25 protein-coding genes, 8 tRNA genes and 1 riboswitch are annotated in these 22962 nt (G+C 35.1%); of the genes, 25 read left to right on the plus strand and 8 right to left on the minus strand.

The window, feature by feature from the left end; translation table 11 throughout:
• Nucleotides 1-6: 6 nt before the first annotated feature.
• The 11 genes from proB (at nt 7) to ACWZFG_RS01055 (ending at nt 8030) form a co-directional block, all read left to right on the plus strand.
• Nucleotides 7-1134: a glutamate 5-kinase gene (proB, locus tag ACWZFG_RS01005; RefSeq protein WP_177505178.1), complete on the plus strand. Its 1128-nt coding sequence runs from the start codon at nt 7-9 to the stop codon at nt 1132-1134.
• Nucleotides 1135-1352: 218 nt separating this feature from the next.
• Nucleotides 1353-2606, plus strand: a complete 1254-nt coding sequence (locus ACWZFG_RS01010; protein ID WP_147667732.1) for a glutamate-5-semialdehyde dehydrogenase — start codon at nt 1353-1355, stop codon at nt 2604-2606.
• A complete protein-coding gene (locus ACWZFG_RS01015; protein ID WP_455576918.1) occupies nt 2607-2762 on the plus strand; it encodes a hypothetical protein in 156 nt (51 codons plus the stop codon).
• A gap of 40 nt (nt 2763-2802) precedes the next feature.
• On the plus strand, nt 2803-3417 hold the full coding sequence (gene nadD, locus ACWZFG_RS01020) for a nicotinate-nucleotide adenylyltransferase (RefSeq protein WP_147667733.1): 615 nt from the start codon (nt 2803-2805) through the stop codon (nt 3415-3417).
• Nucleotides 3418-3503: 86 nt separating this feature from the next.
• Complete coding sequence (locus ACWZFG_RS01025) at nt 3504-3755, plus strand: RNA recognition motif domain-containing protein (RefSeq protein ID WP_147667734.1); 252 nt, start codon at nt 3504-3506, stop codon at nt 3753-3755.
• Between the two features lie 157 nt (nt 3756-3912).
• Nucleotides 3913-4491: a bis(5'-nucleosyl)-tetraphosphatase (symmetrical) YqeK gene (yqeK, locus tag ACWZFG_RS01030; RefSeq protein WP_418627072.1), complete on the plus strand. Its 579-nt coding sequence runs from the start codon at nt 3913-3915 to the stop codon at nt 4489-4491.
• A complete protein-coding gene (locus ACWZFG_RS01035; protein ID WP_177505177.1) occupies nt 4484-5476 on the plus strand; it encodes an LCP family protein in 993 nt (330 codons plus the stop codon). Before yqeK ends, ACWZFG_RS01035 begins: the two co-directional genes overlap by 8 nt.
• An 18-nt stretch (nt 5477-5494) precedes the next feature.
• Entirely contained in the window at nt 5495-5845 is a 351-nt protein-coding gene (gene rsfS, locus ACWZFG_RS01040) for a ribosome silencing factor (RefSeq protein WP_147667737.1), read from the plus strand.
• 9 nt (nt 5846-5854) lie between these two features.
• Complete coding sequence (locus ACWZFG_RS01045) at nt 5855-6730, plus strand: CvfB family protein (RefSeq protein ID WP_177505175.1); 876 nt, start codon at nt 5855-5857, stop codon at nt 6728-6730.
• Nucleotides 6731-6847: 117 nt separating this feature from the next.
• Nucleotides 6848-7780, plus strand: coding sequence for a chemotaxis protein (locus tag ACWZFG_RS01050; RefSeq protein WP_147667739.1), 933 nt, complete (start codon nt 6848-6850; stop codon nt 7778-7780).
• Nucleotides 7781-7871: 91 nt separating this feature from the next.
• Nucleotides 7872-8030: a hypothetical protein gene (locus ACWZFG_RS01055; RefSeq protein WP_177505174.1), complete on the plus strand. Its 159-nt coding sequence runs from the start codon at nt 7872-7874 to the stop codon at nt 8028-8030.
• A gap of 106 nt (nt 8031-8136) precedes the next feature.
• Here the strand turns inward: ACWZFG_RS01055 and ACWZFG_RS01060 are convergent.
• From ACWZFG_RS01060 to ACWZFG_RS01080, 5 genes are all read right to left on the minus strand, one after another.
• Nucleotides 8137-8213: transfer RNA gene (locus ACWZFG_RS01060), tRNA-Met, on the minus strand.
• 7 nt (nt 8214-8220) lie between these two features.
• Nucleotides 8221-8299 (minus strand) — tRNA-Thr (locus ACWZFG_RS01065).
• A gap of 18 nt (nt 8300-8317) precedes the next feature.
• Nucleotides 8318-8393, minus strand: a tRNA-Met gene (locus ACWZFG_RS01070).
• Nucleotides 8394-8405: 12 nt separating this feature from the next.
• Nucleotides 8406-8490, minus strand: a tRNA-Tyr gene (locus ACWZFG_RS01075).
• Between the two features lie 7 nt (nt 8491-8497).
• Nucleotides 8498-8573 (minus strand) — tRNA-Thr (locus tag ACWZFG_RS01080).
• Between the two features lie 201 nt (nt 8574-8774).
• Here ACWZFG_RS01080 and ACWZFG_RS01085 point away from each other — a divergent pair.
• The 3 genes from ACWZFG_RS01085 (at nt 8775) to glpK (ending at nt 12225) form a co-directional block, all read left to right on the plus strand.
• Nucleotides 8775-9344, plus strand: coding sequence for a glycerol-3-phosphate responsive antiterminator (locus ACWZFG_RS01085; RefSeq protein WP_147667740.1), 570 nt, complete (start codon nt 8775-8777; stop codon nt 9342-9344).
• A 498-nt stretch (nt 9345-9842) separates the two neighbouring features.
• Nucleotides 9843-10586: an MIP/aquaporin family protein gene (locus ACWZFG_RS01090; protein ID WP_309320634.1), complete on the plus strand. Its 744-nt coding sequence runs from the start codon at nt 9843-9845 to the stop codon at nt 10584-10586.
• Between the two features lie 142 nt (nt 10587-10728).
• Nucleotides 10729-12225, plus strand: a complete 1497-nt coding sequence (gene glpK / locus ACWZFG_RS01095; RefSeq protein WP_177504136.1) for a glycerol kinase GlpK — start codon at nt 10729-10731, stop codon at nt 12223-12225.
• Between the two features lie 175 nt (nt 12226-12400).
• On the opposite strand, the gene ACWZFG_RS01100 is transcribed toward glpK, so the two are convergent.
• Both ACWZFG_RS01100 and ACWZFG_RS01105 read right to left on the minus strand, forming a co-directional pair.
• A complete protein-coding gene (locus tag ACWZFG_RS01100; protein WP_455576919.1) occupies nt 12401-12622 on the minus strand; it encodes a Spo0B domain-containing protein in 222 nt (73 codons plus the stop codon).
• A 161-nt stretch (nt 12623-12783) separates the two neighbouring features.
• On the minus strand, nt 12784-13893 hold the full coding sequence (locus ACWZFG_RS01105; protein WP_177504140.1) for an acyltransferase: 1110 nt from the start codon (nt 13891-13893) through the stop codon (nt 12784-12786).
• Between the two features lie 262 nt (nt 13894-14155).
• Here ACWZFG_RS01105 and ACWZFG_RS01110 point away from each other — a divergent pair, with 262 nt between their 5' ends.
• Nucleotides 14156-14470: a hypothetical protein gene (locus ACWZFG_RS01110; protein WP_177504142.1), complete on the plus strand. Its 315-nt coding sequence runs from the start codon at nt 14156-14158 to the stop codon at nt 14468-14470.
• 58 nt (nt 14471-14528) lie between these two features.
• On the opposite strand, the gene ACWZFG_RS01115 is transcribed toward ACWZFG_RS01110, so the two are convergent.
• The gene (locus tag ACWZFG_RS01115; protein ID WP_455576920.1) at nt 14529-14996 is read right to left on the minus strand and encodes an OstA-like protein; all 468 of its coding nucleotides are present in this window, start codon (nt 14994-14996) and stop codon (nt 14529-14531) included.
• A gap of 100 nt (nt 14997-15096) precedes the next feature.
• On the opposite strand from ACWZFG_RS01115, the gene ACWZFG_RS01120 reads away from it, so the two are divergent.
• From ACWZFG_RS01120 to ACWZFG_RS01165, 10 genes are all read left to right on the plus strand, one after another.
• Nucleotides 15097-16092, plus strand: coding sequence for a deoxyguanosinetriphosphate triphosphohydrolase (locus tag ACWZFG_RS01120; protein ID WP_177504146.1), 996 nt, complete (start codon nt 15097-15099; stop codon nt 16090-16092).
• A 325-nt stretch (nt 16093-16417) separates the two neighbouring features.
• Nucleotides 16418-18217, plus strand: a complete 1800-nt coding sequence (gene dnaG / locus ACWZFG_RS01125; protein ID WP_177504148.1) for a DNA primase — start codon at nt 16418-16420, stop codon at nt 18215-18217.
• Nucleotides 18218-18281: 64 nt separating this feature from the next.
• Nucleotides 18282-19409, plus strand: a complete 1128-nt coding sequence (gene rpoD / locus ACWZFG_RS01130) for an RNA polymerase sigma factor RpoD (RefSeq protein WP_147667748.1) — start codon at nt 18282-18284, stop codon at nt 19407-19409.
• 87 nt (nt 19410-19496) lie between these two features.
• Nucleotides 19497-19572: transfer RNA gene (locus ACWZFG_RS01135), tRNA-Asn, on the plus strand.
• A gap of 7 nt (nt 19573-19579) precedes the next feature.
• Nucleotides 19580-19654 (plus strand) — tRNA-Ile (locus ACWZFG_RS01140).
• A 36-nt stretch (nt 19655-19690) separates the two neighbouring features.
• Nucleotides 19691-19766, plus strand: a tRNA-Val gene (locus tag ACWZFG_RS01145).
• Between the two features lie 70 nt (nt 19767-19836).
• Complete coding sequence (locus ACWZFG_RS01150) at nt 19837-20526, plus strand: tRNA (adenine(22)-N(1))-methyltransferase (RefSeq protein ID WP_177504150.1); 690 nt, start codon at nt 19837-19839, stop codon at nt 20524-20526.
• Nucleotides 20517-21635, plus strand: coding sequence for a Nif3-like dinuclear metal center hexameric protein (locus ACWZFG_RS01155; RefSeq protein WP_177504152.1), 1119 nt, complete (start codon nt 20517-20519; stop codon nt 21633-21635). Before ACWZFG_RS01150 ends, ACWZFG_RS01155 begins: the two co-directional genes overlap by 10 nt.
• A gap of 57 nt (nt 21636-21692) precedes the next feature.
• Nucleotides 21693-21800: riboswitch (TPP riboswitch) on the plus strand.
• A 181-nt stretch (nt 21801-21981) separates the two neighbouring features.
• Nucleotides 21982-22182: a sulfur carrier protein ThiS gene (gene thiS / locus ACWZFG_RS01160; protein ID WP_177504154.1), complete on the plus strand. Its 201-nt coding sequence runs from the start codon at nt 21982-21984 to the stop codon at nt 22180-22182.
• Between the two features lies 1 nt (nt 22183).
• Nucleotides 22184-22957 (plus strand): thiazole synthase, encoded by a 774-nt coding sequence (locus ACWZFG_RS01165; RefSeq protein WP_177504156.1) that lies wholly within the window; start codon nt 22184-22186, stop codon nt 22955-22957.
• The last annotated feature ends 5 nt before the right edge of the window (nt 22958-22962 follow it).

Consider the following 22962-nt stretch of genomic DNA (forward strand, 5'->3'; position numbering starts at 1 on the left):
GTTTCCATGGATACAAGAGCTGAGCTGAAAAAAGCAAAACGTATTGTGATAAAAGTTGGTACAAGTACGTTAACTTATGGTACAGGAAAATTAAATTTTTCAAGGATAGAAAAATTAGTTCGTGAACTTTCTGATTTAGCAAACCAAGGAAAAGAGATTATATTAGTTACGTCTGGTGCCGTTGGTGCAGGAATGGATCGGATGGGAATTAAAGAAAGACCTAAAACGATTCCTGAAAAGCAAGCATTAGCTGCAGTTGGGCAAGGCATTCTCATGCATACATATGAGAAAATTTTTGGTGAGTATGGACAAACTGTTGCACAAGTTTTATTAACAAGGGAAAATTCTCTGCAGCATCATCAATATACACATTGTCGAAATGCATTATTGACGTTATTGCATATGGGAGTTATTCCAGTCATTAATGAAAATGATGCGGTGGCAGTAGAAGAATTGAAAATCGGCGATAATGATACTTTATCAGCAACTGTTGCAACTTTAGTTGATGCAGATGTGTTAATTATACTATCGGATATTGAGGGTTTATATACAGCAAATCCGCAGACAGATAAAACGGCAAAACTTATTTCGGAAATAAAAGAGATTACACCGGAGATAGACGCTCTCGCTGGCGGGGCAGGATCTAAGCTAGGTACAGGTGGTATGTTTACTAAAATTCAAGCGGCTAAAATTGCTGGTAATGCTGGTGTTACTATGCTGATTGCATCAGGCAGTCGTGAAGGTATTGTTTGTGATATATTAGAAGGTAAATCTTTTGGTACAATTTTTCCCGCAAAAGAGGCACATTTAAAAGTGCGAAAAAGTTGGCTGGCCTTTGGGACAAGGATTGTTGGTGAAGTATCGGTAGATGCTGGGTGTCAAGCAGCGCTTTTAAATGAAGGATCAAGTTTACTTGCGGTTGGTATTACAAAGGCTTGCGGAACGTTTTCGAAAGGCGATACTGTACGGATTTTATCTGAGCATGGACAAGAAATTGCACGTGGAATGATTAATTATAATGCGGACCAGTTGAACCTTATTTTAGGCAAATCCACGAAAGAAATAAAGAATATTCTAGGTGTATTAGCGGTAGATGAAGTTGTTCATCGTGATAATATGATTTTGATGGCATAAATGGGAGCTGGTGCGAATGATGACTTACATTCAACCAGCTTATTATTTTGATTGACGAATATAGTTGTAACATATAGAATAATTCTTATACATAATTGTAAGGCTCTTATAATATTTTTATTTGATTTGTAAAATACATTTTCATTATTTCTTTTTAAGTAGATAAGTCCTTTAATGTATTTGCGAAATACATATTATTTTTAGAAAGGTTGATCTTTATGGATTATATTGCGCAATTGGAAGAAAAAGCGAAATTGGCTAATCAGGCAGCTAGGGTTATGGCTGTTTTATCAACGACTGAAAAAAATAATGCTTTATATGCTATGGCTAAAGCTTTAGAGGAAAAACAAGGTTTTATTATAAATGAAAATAAAAAAGATTTGGCAAATGGTAAGGAAAAAGGACTATCGACTGCTTTATTAGATCGTCTGATGTTAGATGAAGCAAGGATTCAAGCAATGGCTGAGGGGCTTAGGCAGACTGCTGCTTTGCCTGATCCAATTGGTGAAGGAATATCGTCTACGCGTCGCCCAAATGGCTTAGAAATCCAAAAAGTCCGCGTTCCACTTGGCGTAATTGGAATTATTTATGAAGCTAGACCAAATGTTACTGTAGATGCAGCAGGATTATGTTTGAAATCTGGAAATGCAGTAATTTTGCGCGGGGGTTCAGAGGCAATCCAATCGAATATGGCCATTGTAAAAGTTATTGGTGAAACCATGGAAAAATCTGGTCTCCCTAAAGGCGCGCTTGGGTTCATAGATACAACCGATCGAAAAGTAGTAAATGCGATGTTAAAATTAAATCAATATTTAGATGTCATTATCCCACGTGGTGGTGCTGGATTAATAAAAACTGTTGTTGAAAATAGTTCTGTACCAGTGATTGAGACGGGGACTGGTGTTTGTCATACCTATGTAGATGAAACAGCAGATTTTACTATGGCAATGAATATTGCACTAAATGCAAAGGTGTCCCGGCCAGCAGTTTGCAATGCAATGGAAACTTTACTTGTACATCAAGCAATTGCAAGCGATTTTCTCCCAACGATGCTAGAGCAATTCATTGAGGTGGGGGTAGAAATTCGTGGTTGTAGTGAAACGCAAAAATATCACTCTGCTGTCATTGCAGCAACAGAAGAAGATTGGCAAGCCGAGTATGGAGATCTGATTTTAGCGATAAAAGTAGTAGAGAATATTGATGAAGCTATAGAGCATATTGCTAAATACAATACAAAACACTCGGAAACAATTGTCACGAAAGACTATGATATGGCGCGTAAATTTCAACAAGAGGTGGATGCGGCAGCTGTATATGTGAATGCATCTACTCGTTTTACTGATGGTTTTGAATTTGGTTTTGGTGCTGAGATTGGAATTAGCACACAAAAACTTCATGCACGTGGGCCGATGGGGTTGCCTGAACTAACAAGTATTAAGTATTTAATTTCAGGTTCAGGGCAAATTAGATAAATGAATAGGTTTATTGCATATATACGAACGTTTTATGCATATATTCAAACGCCGAAAGGAAGGTATGATTTTTTAGATTTTTTACGTGCCTTCCTTATCATAATTTTAGTCAGCGTATTTATTGGTGCATTTTTACAAGAATTGATGAAGTTATAAGAGATAGTTTATAAAAGGACTATATATGGGAGCATTTATCATGATAGAAAAAGTACGGAAAATTGGTATTATGGGAGGAACTTTTGATCCGATTCATATTGGGCATTTAGTAACTGCTGAAGCTGTTCGAAATGAGTATTCTTTAGATCGTGTATTATTTATACCAGCGGCAAATCCGCCACATAAAAAAGATCAACATGTCACGCCTGCAATTCATCGTTATATTATGACGGCGATGGCAACGTATTCAAATCCTTTTTTTCATGTTTCCTCGATAGAAATGGATCGCCCAGGCCCTTCGTATACGATTGATACGATTTATGAATTGAGAAAAAGGTATGGAACGCAGACGGAAATTTATTTTATTACAGGTGCGGATGCGATTCAGGAAATTCCTACTTGGGATAGAATTGAGGAACTACTTGGAATATGCCATTTTATTGCTGCTACTAGACCTGGCTGTGTACCTAGTGTAGATAATATAAAAGAGCACTTTGGTGAATTAGGAGAGCAAAAAATTCATCGCTTAAATACCCCTGAGCTAGAAATATCTTCAACGGATATTCGTGAACGTATAAAAAAAGGATATTCTATAAAATATATTGTTCCGGAGAGTGTGGAAAATTATATTATAAAAGAAGGTTTATATCTGTAAAAAATAAAAATGTTGGCATATATTTTGGTATATTTGTACATACTGTTAGAGTAGTGCAAAGTCCATAGAAAGAGAGGTGATGGAAAGTGACGAAAACTCTCTATGTCGGCAATCTACCATGGTCAACTACAGATGAAGCGTTAATGGAAGCTTTCAGTGCTTATGGCGGTGTAGTATCGAGTAGAATTATTACAGATAGGGAAACTGGTCGCTCAAGAGGTTTTGGTTTTGTAGAAGTTGATGATAGTGATGCCGATAAGATGGTATCAGCTATGAATGGTACAGACTTCGGGGGTAGACAAATCGTGGTTAACGAAGCAAAACCTCGGCAAGACTAAAATAATATAGTATAATACTAAAGGGTATTGCAGCGAATTTTTGCAGTACCCTTATAGTTTTTTCGATTTATCGTAATCAAAGAAAATAACTTCCTTCAAATAAAGGAATGCAGGATAATTTTCAGCTTTAGCGAATTTAGCAGAAGAAGGTGATTTTGTGGAATTTAATGAGCTAAAGAAAATTTTAATGACAAAGTTAACGAATAAAAGATATCAGCATTCTCTAGGAGTTGCCGATACGGCGGCGTTATTAGCAAAGCGCTTCGGCTGTTGTATTGAAAAAGCGAAGATAGCTGGACTTATGCATGACTGCGCAAGAGCATTTTCAAATGAGGAATTACTGCTTATGGCGAATGACCTTGAAATCCGGGTTGGGGCGATTGAGAGGAAATTACCAGTTTTATTACATGCTTACGTTGGTGCCATGATTATTGAAAAGACCTATGGGATATTTGATGTCGAAATACAACAAGCGATTCGTAACCATACAACGGGTGGGAAAAGCATGGGGCTTCTTGATAAGATTATTTATTTGGCTGATGTAATTGAGCCATCACGTAATTTTTCTGGAGTTGAAAAATTGCGTGAATTAGCAAAGCAAGATTTAGATGTAGCGGTTTTAGCTGCGTTAGATCAATCTATTATACATATCATAATGCAAAAAGGTTTAGTTCACCCTGATACAATTTTTGCGCGTAATGAACTTTTGTTAAAGGATGAATACATGGATGGGTAAGTTAAATCAAAAAGTACGAAAAAAGCGGAGACTTAGGATAGACCGCTGTATTCTGCTGATTATTATTTTAATTGTCGCATGTTTTGCAATTGGCTTTCTTATAAAAGGTGTATATGCGGTGGGGCAAAATGCATATCAATTTTGTCAGAATATAAGTCAAGATTATCAAAAGAGAATGAGTTTCCAAGCGAAGTTTCAGAGTGAAAAATTTAAAAATTACACGAATATACTTCTCATTGGTGTCGATGATGGTGATATTGATAATGCAGGGATGGCAAAACGGGCTGATGCTCTAATGATGATGAGCATCAATCATGAGACGGGAAGTTTAGAAATAGTATCAATTCCAAGGGATACTTATGTAAATATTCCAGGGAGAAATACATTGGGACGTATAGCACAGGCGTATAGTTATGGGGAGACACAATTGACGGTAAGAACTGTCGAAGAGTTATTAAAAATTCCGATAAACCATTATATTGTGGTTGACTGGGATACTTTTGTTGGAGTCATAGATACTCTTGGGGGAATTGATTTATATGTTGAAAATGATATGTATTATGAAGATCCTTATGCAAATTTAGTCATTGACTTAAAAAAAGGATTTCAACATTTAGATGGAGTATCTGCTGGGAAATATGTACGGTATCGAAGCGATGATTTAGCTGATATCGGGCGAGTTCAAAGACATCAGAGAATATTAAAGGCAATTTATACACAAGCTCTGCATGTAGATGCTATTGTTAAAATACCGGAAATATTTGATATCATAAATAAAAATGTTACGACAAGCCTGTCAGCCTTTGATGTAGCAAAGATAATAAAGTATGTAGATCATGTGAGTCAAGACTCAATAAGAACCCAAATGATTCCTGGAGATTTAAAAACGATGAATAATGAAAATGTTTGGGTGATAAACGAGGGCGAATTAAATCGTCTTCTAGATCAAATATTTATTGATAATGATAAAATAAAAACTGAGTAGTTTGTTTAGGAGGAAAAAATGAATATTAAAAGTGAAAAATTAAGTGAAATGATAGCAAAAGCAGCGAGTGATAAAAAGGCTCGGGATATTGTAATTATGGATATGAAAGACATATCTTTAGTTACAGATTACTTTATTGTGTGTAGTGCAAATTCTAGTACACAAGTTAAAGCGATAGCAGATAATATAGAGGATGAATTAGGAAGAGAAAATATCTTTTTCACACATAAAGAAGGATATCGTGAAGGCAGATGGATATTACTAGACTATAATGATTGTGTAGTACACATTTTTGTTGAAGAAGAACGTCAATTTTATAATATTGAACGTTTATGGGGCGATGCGCCGACAACTAGATATGAAGATTAGAGGATGCATATGAGTGATAAAGAAAATAACATACTAAAACCAAGTACAGTTGCTACTTTGGAAGTAGTAAGAAAAAGTGAAATGGGTGCTTTCTTAGACGCTGGCACAGGGAATACTTCTGATGATATTTTATTGCATAAAACGCAGCAGATTCGTTCGGTTGAAATAGGTGAAAAGGTGGATGTTTTTTTATACCTTGATCCTAAGGGACGGCTTACTGCGAGTATGAGAGTGCCGCAAATGCGAGTTGGACAAATAGCCCGTGTGAATATTATCAATACGAGTAAAGATGGTGCTTTTGTGGATGTTGGAGCTGAGCGTGGTATTTTTATGCCATATGCAGGCATGCGCGGTAAAGTACAAGTTGGTGAAAAAGTATGGGCAAAACTATATATTGATAAATCAGGACGACTTGCAGTTACTATGGAAGTTGAAGATGAATTAAGAAGAGCCTCAAAACCAGCAGAAGGAATTAAAGTTGGCGATAAAGTAAAAGGCACGGTTTACAATTATACTGATCAAGGTGCATTTATTTTTACTGAAGCGCGCAATATTGCCTTTATGTATAATGGCGAAATGATTTCTAGACCTAGAGTAGGGGAAGAGGTAGAAGTTAGAGTTACTTTTTTGCGCGAAGATGGCAGATTGAATGTATCTATGCGCCCAGTGAAAGAAAATGCCATTGTAGTTGATGCTGAAAAAATTCTAAATTTACTCAAAACTCGTGACGGTAAAATGCCTTATAGTGATGAAACCTCAGCGGAAGTAATAAAAGATAAGTTCAATATTAGTAAATCTGCTTTTAAAAGAGCAATGGGATCATTATTAAAAAATGAGCTAATTGAACAAAAAGATGGATGGACATTTTTGAAAAACAACGAATAAGATTTTATGTTTAATTTTTGGCAGGATTTTTTTCCACAGATAGCGAATTTGATAAAAAAATGTAGTTCTAATTTTAAGCAAGGGATAGTAAATGTTATATAGAGTGGAGGAATTTCGATGAGTGACAATACTGTTGATAAAAAAGGAATTTTACTAGAAACCGGTACAAATGAATTTGAAATTGTAGAGTTTAATATTGGTAAAGTTAGTTATGGAATTAACGTAGCAAAAGTTCGTGAAGTTATCAATCGTGATTCGGTTACCGTTACTAAAATGCCACAGGTTCATCCATTTGTAGATGGTTTATTTACTTTACGTGGCAGAGTAATGCCTTTAGTTAATTTACCGCGTTGTTTAAATGAAGGCGGAGAAATTGAGCCTAAAAATATAATTGTTACAGAAATTAATAATTATAATATGGGATTTTTAGTCGATACTGTATCAAGGATACATCGCATTTCATGGACTGAGATGGAACCTGCTCCTAATGTTGGGGATACATCTATGGTTGTTGGTGTAATTAAGATGAGTGATAAAATTGTTCTTTTGCTTGACTTTGAAAAGATCATTGCTGAAATTAATCCTGAAATTAATGCAAAATTAACTACTTTTGAAGATACTCATGATGATATTAAGGAAAAAAGAACGAAACAGCCGATTGTTGTAGCGGAAGATTCTCCAATGTTACGTGATCTTTTAGTTGGAACATTACATGAGGCTGGATATCGTAATGTACATGAATATAGTAATGGTAAATTGGCATGGGAAGCGTTAAGTAGAATTTCTAGAGAAGATAAACCAGTGTCAGAAAGTGTAAAAATGATTATTTCTGACATCGAGATGCCGCAAATGGACGGACATCATTTATTGACATTGGTTCGTGCAGATCAACGTTTAAAAGAAGTACCTTTGGTATTTTTCTCTTCGTTAATTAATGATGAAATGCGCCGTAAAGGTGAGTCTATTGGTGCAAATGGTCAGATTTCAAAACCAGAAATTGCACAATTGATAGATTTAATTGATACTTTAATTTTTGGCAAGCATGATTGATTCATTTAGAAAAGATGGTTATAATAGGAATGAGGAATAATTTTATCCTTATTCCTATTATTTTTATATAAGGCTGTGAAGCAGAGTTGTGATGAAGAAGTTTGAAGCAAATGACTTTTTGTTTTTAATTGTTTTTTTTAGTTGGTTGCCATCGGTTGATATGGAGCATTTATCAATCTTACAATATGTTGGGTTGGAGGTAGCGATATTATGGAGTGTAGCATTTTTATTAAAATTTTTTGTACGATAAAAAGCAGAGGAAAGATGTAAGAATTTAATTCTTGATCATCTTTCCTCTGCTTTATTATAATGACCTTATAATAAAAAAACTCGCAATCGCGAGTTTTAATTTCAAATGGTGGCGGCGCAGAGATTCGAACTCCGGACACTGCGGGTATGAACCGCATGCTCTAGCCAACTGAGCTACGCCGCCGTATTTATGGAGCTAATGACCGGGATTGAAAACGGGTGATCTTATTCCTTACCAAGGATAAGATCTACCGGCTGAGCTACATCAGCGATCACTAACTTTTGTTTTGGTTGCGGGGGCAAGACTCGAACTTGCGACCTTCGGGTTATGAGCCCGACGAGCTACCAACTGCTCCACCCCGCGATATCAAATTAATGGTGGATGGGGTTGGATTCGAACCAACGAAGGCAGAGCCGGCAGATTTACAGTCTGCTCCCTTTAGCCACTCGGGAACCCATCCTTATTTATGGAGCTGGCGAGAGGACTTGAACCCCCAACCTGCTGATTACAAGTCAGCTGCTCTACCAATTGAGCTACACCAGCACGCCTTAACGACAATATACATTCTACTATGACAAAAAAAAAATGTCAATATAAAAAGAAAAAATAATATAATAAATATACAAGATATAAAATATTTTTTATATTGTAGAATATATAGAAGGAGAATTATTGAAAATGACGAAATAATTCTCCTAGAGGCTTTATAACAAAAAATAAAAATTAGAGAGTTGATATGGGATTATGGAACAAAAAAACATCTGTGATAAGTTATTTTCGGAAGGAGCAATAGTTCCTGCAGTAAGGACGGTAGATGATTTTAAATTTGCTTTAAATATAAAATCATCTAGCATTATATTACTTTTTGGAGATATTATTATTTTGCCGTCTATCATTCAAGAAGCTAAAAAACATAATAAACGTATTTTGGTTCATTTAGATTTATTGGGTGGAATAGGTAAAGATCGGTCAGGAATTAGGTATCTCGCACGCATAGGTGTTACTGGAGCCATTACAACAAAGCCACAGCTAGTAAAATTTGCTCGCGAGGAAGGGATGATCGTCATTCAAAGATTGTTTGTAATGGATTCTGAGGCTTTAAAGTCAGGCATAAATTTATTAAGAAATTGTCGTCCTGATGCCGTTGAAATTTTACCAGCATCTGTTCCAAAATCAATTATTGAGGAATTGGTCAAAGAAACAAACTTACCTATTTTAGCTGGTGGGCTTATGCATACGATGGAAGATATTGAGCTGGCTATTCAGAATGGAGTTCATGCTGTTAGTACAAGTAAACGTGAGCTTTGGAAGTGATGTAAGAAAAAAATAAAAAAAATTAAAATCATGCAGGATTTTTCAAAAGTTTATCTAATTATACAAATATAAAATTAATTAAAGAAAATAAACAGCGAGATGACAGAGAGTTGTTTGAATTAATAAAGAAGATGTATCTTAATGTCTTTCACTGTATGTTCTTGCTAATTTTAAGGAATGTGAATAGATATTAAGATATTTTTATTTTTATAGATATTCAAACCTTTTTCCTTTGTAAGTGAAATATGAAAATATTTTTCAGAAATGTAAGAAAAATATAAAAGACTTGCAGGAATTTATTAAAAAATAGCTAATATAATAGCTGTAGGAGTTACGGATATGTGAATGGGTGTAGTTGGACTAAAAAGTACGACATCCCATCTTATCATATTAATGCATACTAAAAGAGGTGATTGAAAAAAAGAAAAAAGAACAAGCAATGCTTGTTGGTTAAGAGGATTTATCAGACATTATTTTTTCATCTTAAAAAACAAAGTAATGGAGGGACTTATTCTCATGGAAAATTTATTAGGCGAAATTTTTGGTACCGCAGTACTTACTTGTATGGGGTGCGGCGTAGTTGCAAACGTTATCTTAAAAGGTAACAAAGGTGAAGGCAGCGGCTGGATTGTAATCACTGCTGGATGGGGATTTGCGTGTATGTTAGGTGTTTTCACTGCGGTTTCATTAGGAGCTCCACAAGCTGACTTAAACCCAGCTGTTACACTTGCTAAAACCATGAATGGTGTTTATCAACCAGGTCATGCTGTTGTAACTATGGTTGCTGAAACATTTGGTGCTTTCTTAGGTGCTGTTGTTGCCTGGGCTGCTTATCTTCCACACTGGGAAGCTACTGAAGATCAAGCTACAAAATTAGGTGTATTCTCCACTGGCCCTGCTATTCGTAGCTATGGTGCAAACTTCCTTTGCGAAGCAATTGGTACTTTTATGCTTATGTTCTTAATCTGGGTAATCTTCAATGCAAACAATGGTCAATTACCTGCAGGTTTCGGTCCTTATTTAGTTGGTATGTTAATCTGGGCTTTAGGTTTAAGCTTAGGTGGTCCTACTGGATATGCAATCAACCCTGCTCGTGATCTTGGGCCTCGTATAGCTCATGCGATCTTACCTATCCCTGGAAAGGGTAGCTCTGACTGGGCTTATTCTTGGGTGCCAATTCTTGGACCTTTAGCTGGTGGCGCTGTTGCATACTTCGTTGCTAAAGCTATCAACTTAATCTAATACTTTGGGATTTTGAAGTAATATTTAAAGTTGTTATGAAAAATGATATCTAGTTTTACTGATATTATATTACATCTGCTAAAACTAGATATCATATTAAGTTAATTCATAAAATTTAATGTCGAGGAGTGCTTAGAGAATTATGACAAAAAAATATGTGTTAGCGTTAGACCAAGGTACTACTAGTTCAAGATCAATCCTTTTTGATCAAAACTCAAACATTGTTGCTGTTGCACAAAGAGAATTTACACAAATTTTCCCTAAACCAGGTTGGGTTGAACATAATGCAAACGAAATTTGGTCAACTCAAATTGGTACGATTGCCGAAGTAATTGCAAACGCTGGTATTGAACCAAGCGAAATTGCTGCAATTGGTATTACTAACCAACGTGAAACTACAGTTGTTTGGGAAAAAAGCACTGGTAAACCTGTATATAATGCTATCGTATGGCAATCTCGTCAAACAATGGATATTTGTAATGATATCAAAGCTAAGGGCTTATCCGATACATTCAGACAAAAAACTGGTTTAGTGGTAGATGCTTACTTCTCTGGTACAAAAGTAAAATGGATTTTAGATAACGTTGAAGGCGCTCGTGCAAAAGCTGAAGCAGGCGAATTGTTATTTGGTACAATGGATACTTGGTTGGTTTGGAAATTGACTGGCGGTAAAGTTCATGTTACTGACTATTCCAATGCTTCCCGTACTTTAATGTATAACATTCGTGATTTAAAATGGGATGATGAACTTCTTGAAATCCTTACGGTTCCAAAATCTATGCTTCCAGAAGTTAAACCTTCCAGTGAAGTTTATGGATTAACTACTCCTACTGTATTACAGGGTGCTGAAATTCCTATCGCTGGTATCGCTGGTGACCAACAAGCTGCTTTATTTGGTCAAACTTGCTTCAAACCAGGTATGGCTAAAAACACTTATGGTACTGGTTGCTTCATGCTTATGAACACTGGTAGCGAATTATATACATCCAAAAATGGATTGTTAACTACAATTGCTTGGGGTATTGAAGGTAAAGTAGAATATGCTCTTGAAGGTAGTATCTTCGTAGCTGGTTCTGCAGTTCAATGGTTACGTGACGGTTTAAAAGTTATTGAATCTGCTCCAGACTCTGAATACTATGCTCGTAAAGTTAAAGATTCTGAAGGTGTTTATGTAGTGCCTGCATTCGTCGGTCTAGGTGCTCCATACTGGGATATGAAAGCTCGCGGTGCAATCTTCGGATTAACTCGTGGTACTAGCAAATCTCACATCATTCGTGCAACTTTAGATTCCATGGCTTACCAAACTAAAGATGTTCTTGGTGCTATGCAAGCTGATTCTGGTATTAGATTACAAGCATTGAAAGTTGACGGCGGCGCTGTTGCTAATAACTTGTTAATGCAATTCCAATCTGACTTGTTAGGCGTTCCAGTAGATCGTCCGCAAGTTGTTGAAACTACTGCTTTAGGTGCTGCTTATCTTGCAGGTCTAGCTGTTGGTGTTTGGAAATCTAAAGAAGACTTAATTAGCAACTGGCAATTAAACAGACGTTTCGAACCAACAATGGATGAAGAAACTCGCGCTAAACTTTATGCTGGTTGGCAAAAAGCCGTTAAACGTTCCATGGAATGGGAAGATTAGTCCTAACAAATTCATAGGTATAAATATAAAAGTAAAAGGTGCTATCACTGATAGCACCTTTTACTTTTATATTTATTTATAGGGTAAGGTAGCATAGATTAATGATTTATCCAATGAATAGCTAGGTCATCGGATAAATCATTATTGAGTATATAAATTACGTAAATGTGTAATTTTAACCGATGTATGAATTTCTACAACTTGATTCGTCAATACTGTCTAAAGATGCAACCTCGTCTACAACTTTATCTAAATAGAATAATGCTTTATCAGTTTTATTCATTTGCAAATAGGATTGAATAACTTGTAGATGATTAATAAAGTCGTGCTGTTGCATTTTTAGGGCTTTACATGATACCTGGGTTTCAAATGATTTTTCCATATCGATTCTCCTCATCTCAGCTTTATTCTATTTTATTCGACAAAAATTTACCTAATATACTAAGTATATCTTGAATTTTTAATTTATACTATCGGAGTTATTCTGAAAATTTTGTAAGAAATTTATGTTATGAATCACTACAACTTAGAAGAATAAAAAACTGGAACAAAGAAAAATTATTTTTTCTTTGTTCCAGTAAGTAATAAGGTTAAAATAGGATAGATTTTTCCGATTTTATCAATACAAATAGCAACCAAGATACTAAAAAAAGTTACGGCAAAGAAGAATAAAATCGTTATAGGACCTGTCATTAATTTCCCTTGGGAAGCAAGGAAAAGAGCGAAATAATAAATGGCAAAAGGATGAAAAAGATAAACAAAATAAGAATGCTTTCCTAACAGTGAACATAAAATTCTTATTTTCTTAGGGAGAGTTTTGAATGTAAAGATATAGAATAGAAATAGGGTTGTTCCGATTGTGTAAAAAATTCCTGCGGGGCTTAATTGATGAGCAGTATTAATTGCAGATTCAGTTGAATACCCTGATAAATATAATAATGAATAATAGTATCCTAAGATTCCAAATAGGGAAAGAAAGAAAAGAAAAGTAATTTTTCGAGAATATCTTTTTAAAAGATTTAGAAAATTTTCATAATGAATAGAGCAATAGGCGCCTAAAATAAATATAAATAAGTAGTGAAATACCCAATAATTTAAACGATAGTCAATCAGATGATTGATGAAAAAACTGGAGAAGTTTCCAGTAAGAATATAACTAGAATAATAATCAAAAGCAATTTGGAAAATTAATAAAAAAATCAATCTGAGCTTTGTCATATGCTTCACCATTTTTATCCATAGGGGCATCAATAAATAGAACCACAATAAAATCACCATAAAATATAATTGATAAGAAGCTAATCCAAAGAATAAACAATTTATCAGAGACGGAATAGAACAAAAAGAGTACTCTTTATAAGTTAAGGTGTAATGAAGTAGATAAAGAAACGACCATGTTAGATATGGTAACAATACAGAGTGCATTCGCCGCAGCAAGAAATCTTTATAAGCAAATGGTTGCTTAAGATCACGTTTGTAAAATAAGCCAAAAGCAGAAATGAAAAAGAAAATAGGCACACTAAATCGAGTTACTATTTCTAATAATGCAATTAAGTGTATATTATTGAAAGTATTTGATAAATATTGTGATCCTGTATGAATACCAATGACTCCAAGCATGGCGATACCGCGCATATATTCTAATGCAACAATTCTTTTTTTTGCCATAATGAAGAAATCTCCTATACAATTTAGTTTTGTTTTATTATTGGTAAAGTTACCCTTTGTTATTATAGATTGTATTGCTAAAGAAGTAAATATTTTCGATTATTTATGATCTGAAGTTTTGTATAATTTAGTTTTAGTAATAGCTTAAAAGAAAAAAATAAGAATTTTTGTAAATTTTATTGATATTTAAAAGGAAAATGATGATTTATGAAAGGGAGATATGTTAAAATATGATTATAAACATTTATTAGGAGGGATTGTCGTGAAGAATGTTACAATGCAGTTATTAACTGTTTTTGTTATTAGTGGAATATTGAAATGCATTTTTCTTTCTTCGTTTGCTAGTATATTCATTGATTTGGCAGTATTAGGAGCGATTTATATTTTATTACGCCGTCAATATCCATATTACTCAATAAAAAAGATTATGTTGTATATTTCAGGAATGACAGTTGTATCAATTTTAGTGGATATAGGGATATTACGTGCTGATATTGGTAATTTAATTATTTTGGCCATTTTAGGATGGATGTTTTTTGGTGGTGGAAATATTATCGGTGGTTATAGGCGAAGATAATAAGAAAGGACAGTTATTTTATAACTGCCCTTTTTCTCATCTAAAGGTAATTTCTCAATTAGATAATCGTATTTGCTTCTAAATTATATTGTAATACAGAAAAATAAGAGGTTGTGTTACCTTCAGTAAAGACAACATTTCCATGAAAAGTTGCGATTTTAGTTTTCCAATTATAATCTACTTGGTTTGCTGTAATTGTTGTATAATTTGTCTCTAATTTTACTCCGCCATCTATTTGAGCTAAGGAACTTTTACCATTTACATAAACCTGATCGCCATAAAAAGATAAATCATTTTGTGTAACCTCTACACCGTCAGTTCCCCATACTTCAAGTGAGATGACATTAACTCGTGCTTTTCCAGCTTTTATAACTCTACTATTTGTTGCTACGGAAACATTTCCTTCAAGAAGATATTGTCCGCTGGCAATGTCAAATGTTTTACGATCTGAGGTAATTGTTGGCTTTGCATAAACAGAAGATGTTGTGATAAAAATGAGAAGAAGTAATAAACAATATATTTTCAATTTTTTCATTGGGTAAAATCATCCTTTCTCGTTTGTAGTATAACAAATATTTTAAGAAAAAGCATTGTAAAAAAAGTGAAATAATGTGAGGTGATAAAAGATGACAATTCGTGAAGGAATCGAAGAGCGAGAATATTTGAACTTGTCACCCCTAGCTTGTAAAAGTAAAGATAGTAAAAGAAAATTCAAGGAAGAGCCATGTGATTTCCGCACTGATTTTCAACGGGATAGAGATAGGATTATTCACAGTAAAGCCTTTAGACGTTTAAAACACAAAACTCAAGTTTATATTGCGCCAGGTGATCATTATCGAATGCGAATGACACATAGCCTCGAAGTAGCTCAAATTGCTAGAACGATTGCTCGGGGGTTAAATTTAAATGAAGATTTGACTGAGGCTGCTGCTTTAGGGCATGATGTTGGACATACTCCATTTGGTCATGTTGGAGAGGATGCGATGAAAGAGATATTAGGACATTTTAGGCATAATGAACAGAGTTTACGTGTTGTTGAGTACTTAGAGCAAAATGGCGAGGGGCTAAACTTAACAAATGAAGTAAAGGATGCAATTTTAAATCATTCAGGCAGAAACCTACCCTCTACGTTAGAAGGAAAAATAGTCCGAATTTCTGATCGGATCGCTTATCTTTGCCATGATTATGATGATGGAATACGTGCAGGTCGTTTGACACCAAATATGTTGCCTAAAGATGTAGCTGAAGTTTTTGGAATTAGACCGTCTAAAATGATTACGGCTATGGTGTCCGATATGATTCTTACATCAAGTGGTAAAAATGATATTATACTATCTGAAAGTGTTCAGAAAAGCATGGATGAATTTAGAAATTTTATGTTTGAGACTATATATCATGCTAAAGATTTAGAAATAGAAAGAAAAAAAGCGGCTTATGTTATTCATACTTTATATGAGTATTTTTTCTCGCATCCGGATAAGTTGCCAGAAGATTTTCGAAAGCGTGAAAATGAATGGGGGTTAGCATTAACTGTTGCTGATTATATTGCTGGCTTAACAGATTTATTTGCGATTAAAACTTTTGAGGATATTTTTATTCCGTCTACTATGTTTGGCGATTAAAAAAAAGTCACACGCTGAAAATATCAGTGTGTGACTTTTAAGTTCGAAACTGTAACAAATTTGAAGAATATTGTCAATAGGGAAAAAGGATATTTGAATTTTATATTGAATATAATTATAACATGAGATGGATTTTCGAATGAATAGTAAAATTATCTTAAATTTTATCAAAAATATCCATTTAGATAGAATGTTTTCTAATTTTATCTCTATTAGGCAGGAAAATGTAGAATCTTGGCGAATCTATGTAGGATGTTTCAATTATTCATCATTTGAATGAAAAATAATCGTTTTTGATTTTAACAGGCTCAATGAAGGGTTGGTTATGGAAAAAATAATATTTAATGAGTTTGTTGAACAAGTTTTAACTTCGAGTGATATTGTCGTAGTTGTTTCTGAATATGTGTCACTAAAAAAGAAGGGTACGAAATATTGGGGCTGTTGTCCTTTTCACAATGAAAAAACGCCGTCTTTTTCTGTTAGTCCGGATAAAGGGCTTTTTTATTGTTTTGGGTGTCAGGTGGGCGGAAATGTTGCTTCGTTTATCTCTAAATATGAGAATATTAGTTGGTTTGAAGCTATAAAATTATTAGCACAAAAGGCAAACATTCCATTACCAGAGAAGGAAAAAACCTCTGAAGAAATAGCCAGAGAAAAAGAAATGCATCGTTTGTGGAATGTACAGGATTTAGCAAAGGACTTTTTTTATGCTTGTTTAACGAAAACGAATTACGGAATAGAAGCTAAAAATTATTTATTTGGACGCGGTATTGGACAGAATATTATTGATGAGTTTAAATTAGGGTTTGCACCTAATGCATGGGATAAGTTAAGTCACGCATTTAAAAAGCGAGGGATAAGTGATTTATTACTTGTTAAATCTGGACTAGCTGCAGAAAGAAAAAATGAAGGTGTCTATGATCGTTTTCGTAATCGTGTAATATTTCCTATTATAGATGAAAAGAATCATGTAGTTGGGTTTGGTGGACGGGTTCTAGACGATAGTCAGCCTAAATATTTAAACTCTCCAGAAACAGTGATTTTCAATAAAAGAAATATTTTATTTGGGCTTCATCTTGCGCGTGAGCACATAAAAAAAGAAAGGTGTGCAATTGTTGTTGAAGGGTATATGGATGCTGTAACTGCGCATAGTAATGGAATAAAAAATGTCGTTGCATCATTAGGTACTGCTTTTACAAAACAGCAAGCAAAGAGATTGTTAAGATATGCAGAAAAAATTCTGTTTGCATATGATAGTGATGCAGCAGGACAAAATGCTACAGTACGTGCTTTGTCTATTGTACGCAATCTTGGTGCTGAGGTAAGTGTTATATCAATTCCTGATGGAAAAGATCCCGATGAATTTATTCGTAAACATGGTGCCGAAGCATTTAGAAAACTGGCAGATCATGCTTTACCATTGTTAGATTATCAAGTAGATAAAGCTTTACGTGATTATGATTATACGACTTTGGATGGTAAAGTTTCCGTAGTTGCAGATGTAGTTCCAGTTTTAGCAGAAACGGATAATGCAGTTGAAGTAAATGCTTATATTGCTAAAATCTCGCAAACTTTAGGTATTGATGAAAGTGCAGTCAGAAGTGAAATTCAAAAATATCTACAAAAAAATAAACAGGATAATAATGTAAAAAAAGGGCAAGCTATAGAAATGAATACTATTGTGCAACGTGTTGATAGTGCTGCATTAGGTGCGGAGCGTCATATCATACGCTTATTATGGGAAGATAACAATATAATACCTTATGTAGAAGCTCAATTGCAAATAGATGAATTTAAGAATAAAGATCATAGAGAGATTATGCAATTTTTATCAGATGTTCATAAAAAGGGTCAAAGTACTTCTGATATTGGGATATCGTTAAATTTGAGCGATTCTGCAAATAATGAGTTATCTCGTTGTTTGCTAAATGAATTCGAGGATAGTGACAATGTACAGTTAGTAGATGATTGTATTAAGTCAATTCATTTAGCACATTTAAAGGATTTGTATGAAAAGCATAGATTACGAGCAGATCAATTAGAACGTATGGGGGATGAAGGCTTTTTGCAGGAATTGGCGGAAAGTCAACGAATAAAATATGAGATTAATAAGATGTATGATTGATGGGGTAGATAGATTTATGAATACAATGAAGAATTCTATATTTGCAGTGAAAGGAGGGATTTAAATGGCAGATAAGAAAACGGCATCATCGGCGCATGTAAATAATGAAGTTGTGGAGAAGTTACTTGCGAAAGGGAAAAAACATGGCGGAGTGTTAACTTATAGTGAAATTATGGATGCACTTCAAAGTGAAGATTTATCTCCAGATGAAATTGATGATATGTATGAGGTTTTTTCGAGTAAAGGGATTGAGATTGTTGATGAAGGACATGATTCGGAAAGACTTGATGATAATGATGACGTAAACTTAGATGATCATGGAAATGATGATACAGATATTGATTTAAGTATTCCAGAAGGTATTAGTATAGATGATCCAGTAAGAATGTATCTGAAAGAAATCGGTAGAGTACCTCTTTTAACTGCAGAAGAAGAAATTCGTTTGGCGAAGCGCATGGAAGAAGGCGATGAGGAGGCAAAACGACGTTTAGCAGAGGCAAATTTGCGTCTAGTAGTAAGTATCGCAAAACGTTATGTTGGACGTGGAATGCTATTTTTGGATTTAATTCAAGAAGGAAATCTTGGTTTAATTAAAGCCGTTGAGAAATTTGATTATAATAAAGGATATAAATTTAGTACGTATGCAACATGGTGGATTCGTCAAGCAATTACGCGCGCGATTGCTGACCAGGCAAGAACGATTCGTATTCCTGTACACATGGTAGAAACAATTAATAAATTAATTCGTGTATCGCGTCAGCTTTTACAGGAACTTGGTAGAGAACCATTGCCTGAGGAAATTGCTAAACAGATGGGAATAGCTGTAGAGCGAGTACGTGAAATCATGAAAATTGCTCAAGAACCAGTTTCATTAGAAACGCCAATTGGCGAAGAAGAAGATTCTCATTTAGGTGACTTTATTGAGGACCAAGATGCACCAGCACCGGCTGAAGCTGCTTCCTTTATGCTACTAAAAGAACAATTAGAAGAAGTGCTAGAAACTCTTACGCCAAGGGAAGAAAAAGTTCTTCGGTTACGTTTTGGATTAGATGATGGAAGAGCTAGAACACTTGAAGAGGTTGGGCAGAATTTTGGGGTAACTCGTGAACGTATTCGTCAGATTGAAGCGAAAGCTTTAAGAAAGTTACGTCATCCAAGTAGAAGTAAGAAATTAAAAGATTTCTTAGAATAAATATACTTAGTAAAAAGTTGCTAAGTATATGGCTAGATGCTTGACAAGATATTTTCGTTTATGTATAATATTTCTTGTTGGCAACATTCCTTGATAGCTCAGTTGGTAGAGCAATCGGCTGTTAACCGATCGGTCGTAGGTTCGAGTCCTACTCAAGGAGCCAATTTTTTGGGCCTATAGCTCAGCGGTAGAGCAACCGGCTCATAACCGGTTGGTCCCTGGTTCGATCCCAGGTGGGCCCACCATTTTGAGTGAAAATGGTATCGGTTAAAATTCTATATGGGCGATTAGCTCAGCTGGGAGAGCGCCTGCCTTACAAGCAGGATGTCAGCAGTTCGATCCTGTTATCGCCCACCATGTTTGAATTGATAATGCAAAGCTTTTGGGCTTTGCATTTTTTAGTATATCACCGTTTGGGGGATGAAAGATGAAATTAGGAAATCGTTTAATGGCAGTTGCGAATTTTGTGGAAAAAAACTGCGTTATTGCTGATATAGGAACAGATCATGCTTATTTACCGATTTATTTAGTTGAAGAAAACATCGTTTCGAAAGCTTTTGCCTGTGATGTCCATACGGGACCTTATCAGGCTGCTAAACAAGCAGTGAAAAACTATTTACTAGAAGATAAAATAGAAGTAAGACTGGGTGATGGCATTCGTGTTTTAAAACCTAATGAAGCTACTTTTTTAACAATTGCTGGTATGGGTGGAACTACTATGGTGGAAATTTTGTCTGCAAAGCCAGAGGTTTTAGCTAGTGTAAAAGGCATGGCTTTACAGCCACAAAATGCAACAAGTAGTTTAAGAAATTGGTTGTGGAATAATGGATGGCGTATTGAAGATGAAGATTTAGTCATTGATGAAGGCAGATTATATGAAATAATTTTGGCAAAGCCAGGACAAGATGCATGGAGAGATGAAAGTCTTAGTGATATCGGTACGATATTATGGAAGAAACGACATCCTTTATTAAAGAATCACATACAAAATCTTTTAATGCAAAGTAAGCGTATTTTAATGGCAATGGAAAAGAGTGAAGATGCTAAACAATCTGAGAAATACAAAATTGAACGAAATAAAGTGAAATCACTAGAGGAGCGATTAAAATGTCTATAAAATGCCAAGTAATGATGGATGTAATGGAGAAAATTGCACCACGTCATCTAGCGGAAAGTTGGGATAATGTTGGACTTATGATTGGCAGTCCAAGTAGAGACATTCAAAAGATTATGGTATGTTTGGATGTAAGTGAGGCTGTTATTAAACGTTCAATAGAGCAAAAGGTTGATTGTATCATTTCTCATCATCCATTTATTTTTAAAGCAATGAAAAACTTACGGATGGATTTGCCACAAGGACGATTAATTGAAAAAATAATAAAAAATGAAATTGTTATCTTTTCGGCGCATACAAATTTAGATATTGCAAATCATGGAGTAAATGACGTATTGGCAGAAAAATTATCACTAAAAGATACAAAACCTCTGTCAATCACTGATTCGGAAGCTTTAGTAAAACTTGTTGTATTTATTCCGGAAGATTATGTAAGTGTTGTACAAATGGCAATTGTAAAAGCAGGTGCTGGGCATATTGGAAATTATAGTAATTGTACATTTCAGGTAAAGGGACAAGGTACTTTTATGCCTCTGCCAGGGACAACTCCTTTTATAGGTAAACAGGGGAAGTTGGAATATGTAAAAGAAGTTCGCTTAGAAACGATTATGCCGGAAAAAATTGCTCCTCGAGTTGTTAAAGCAATGATGAAAGTACATCCGTATGAAGAGGTTGCCTATGATTTATATTCGGTAAAACAATCAGGAGAAGCATTTGGTCTAGGGAGAATTGGAAAGCTTGAAAAACCCTTGAAAGTTCTTGATTTTATCCAAAGAGCAAAGGCGTCGCTAAAAGCTGAGCATGTACGTTTTGTTGGTGATATGAATGCGACGATTCAAAAGGTTGCAATATGTAGTGGCAGTGGCGCTGAATTTATTGGCAAAGCTGCCTATGCGGGCGCAGATTTATTTGTGACTGGCGATTTAAAATATCACGATGCACAAAGAGGACTAGATGCTGGAATTTGTATTCTTGATGCAGGTCATTTTGCAACAGAAATACCCGTAGTAGAAGTAGTAGCTAAGTATTTACAAGCAGAAAAAGAAAAACAAAAATGGGACATAGAAGTTGTTTTTGATGATTTTAGTCAAGATGTTTTTATTGCATTTTAATATTGACGAATTTAAAAAAAAGGAATACAATTCTAATTGTGGATACACTTAAAATTGTATATATTGCAAGGGAGCTCATGTTATGGGCTGAGAGTGGACTATAAGCACCTGACCTTTTTACCTGATCGGGATAATGCCCGCGTAGGAAGCGAGATAAACGTGATGAAACGCTTATTTATTTCAGTATTTATTTTATACGCCTAACCTATACGGGAAGGCGTGTTTTTTATGCCTTTCTACTTGTTTTCCAATAAATGGAATTCAGATAAAAGAAAAATATCCCTCGAATCAAGGATTATTTTACAAGCGATATATACGTTAGTTCTCTTTGAAAGGGTGGATGTCAATGGAAATAACGTTAAATGGAAAAGTGATGCAAGTTGCAGGTCAAATAACGGTTCAAACGTTAATTCAAACGCAAGGTTTGCCAGAAAAACGAATTGTCGTTGAGTGTAATGGTGAAATCATACAAGCGAAGAATTGGAATCGTGTGATTATTAAAGCGCATGATCGTTTAGAGATTGTAACATTTGTAGGAGGTGGTTGATATGCAAGATATTTTAAAAATAGGCAAAACGGAAGTAAAGAACAGATTATTTATTGGGTCAGGAAAATTTGGTTCAAATAAGCTGATGCCAGAAGCCATTCAGGCGGCTAAAGCGCAGGTAGTTACTGTTGCTGTACGTAGAATTGATGTGGACTATCCAGAAGAAAATATATTGAATTTTATTCCTAAAGATTGTATTGTTATGCCAAATACGTCTGGAGCGAGAAACGCAGAGGAAGCGGTGAGAATTGCCCGTTTAGCTAGAGCCTCTGGCTGTGGTGATTGGATTAAAATTGAAGTTATTTCAGACAATCGCTATCTATTGCCTGATAATGAGGAAACGATCAAAGCAACAGAGATTTTGGCAGCGGAAGGCTTTACGGTACTTCCTTATATGTGTCCGGATTTAATGGCAGCAAAGCGGCTGAAAAAAGCAGGTGCTGCTGCTGTTATGCCGCTTGGATCTCCTATTGGCAGTAATCGAGGTTTACAGACGAAAGAGTTGATTCGAATTTTAATTGAGGAAATTGATTTGCCAATTATCGTAGATGCTGGAATAGGAAAGCCTTCTGATGCAGCAGAGGCGATGGAAATGGGAGCAGCAGCAGTTTTGTTAAACACAGCAATTGCTACGGCAGCATCTCCTGTGCTGATGGCAGAAGCTTTTGCATTAGCTGTAGAAAGTGGACGAAAAGCTTATTTAGCTGGTTTGGGCAGAGTAATTGGGGTTGGTGCGAGTGCGTCATCACCTTTAACTGGCTTTTTACATGAGTAGGTGGA

The sequence above is a fragment of the Anaerosinus sp. genome (genome assembly GCF_965318445.1).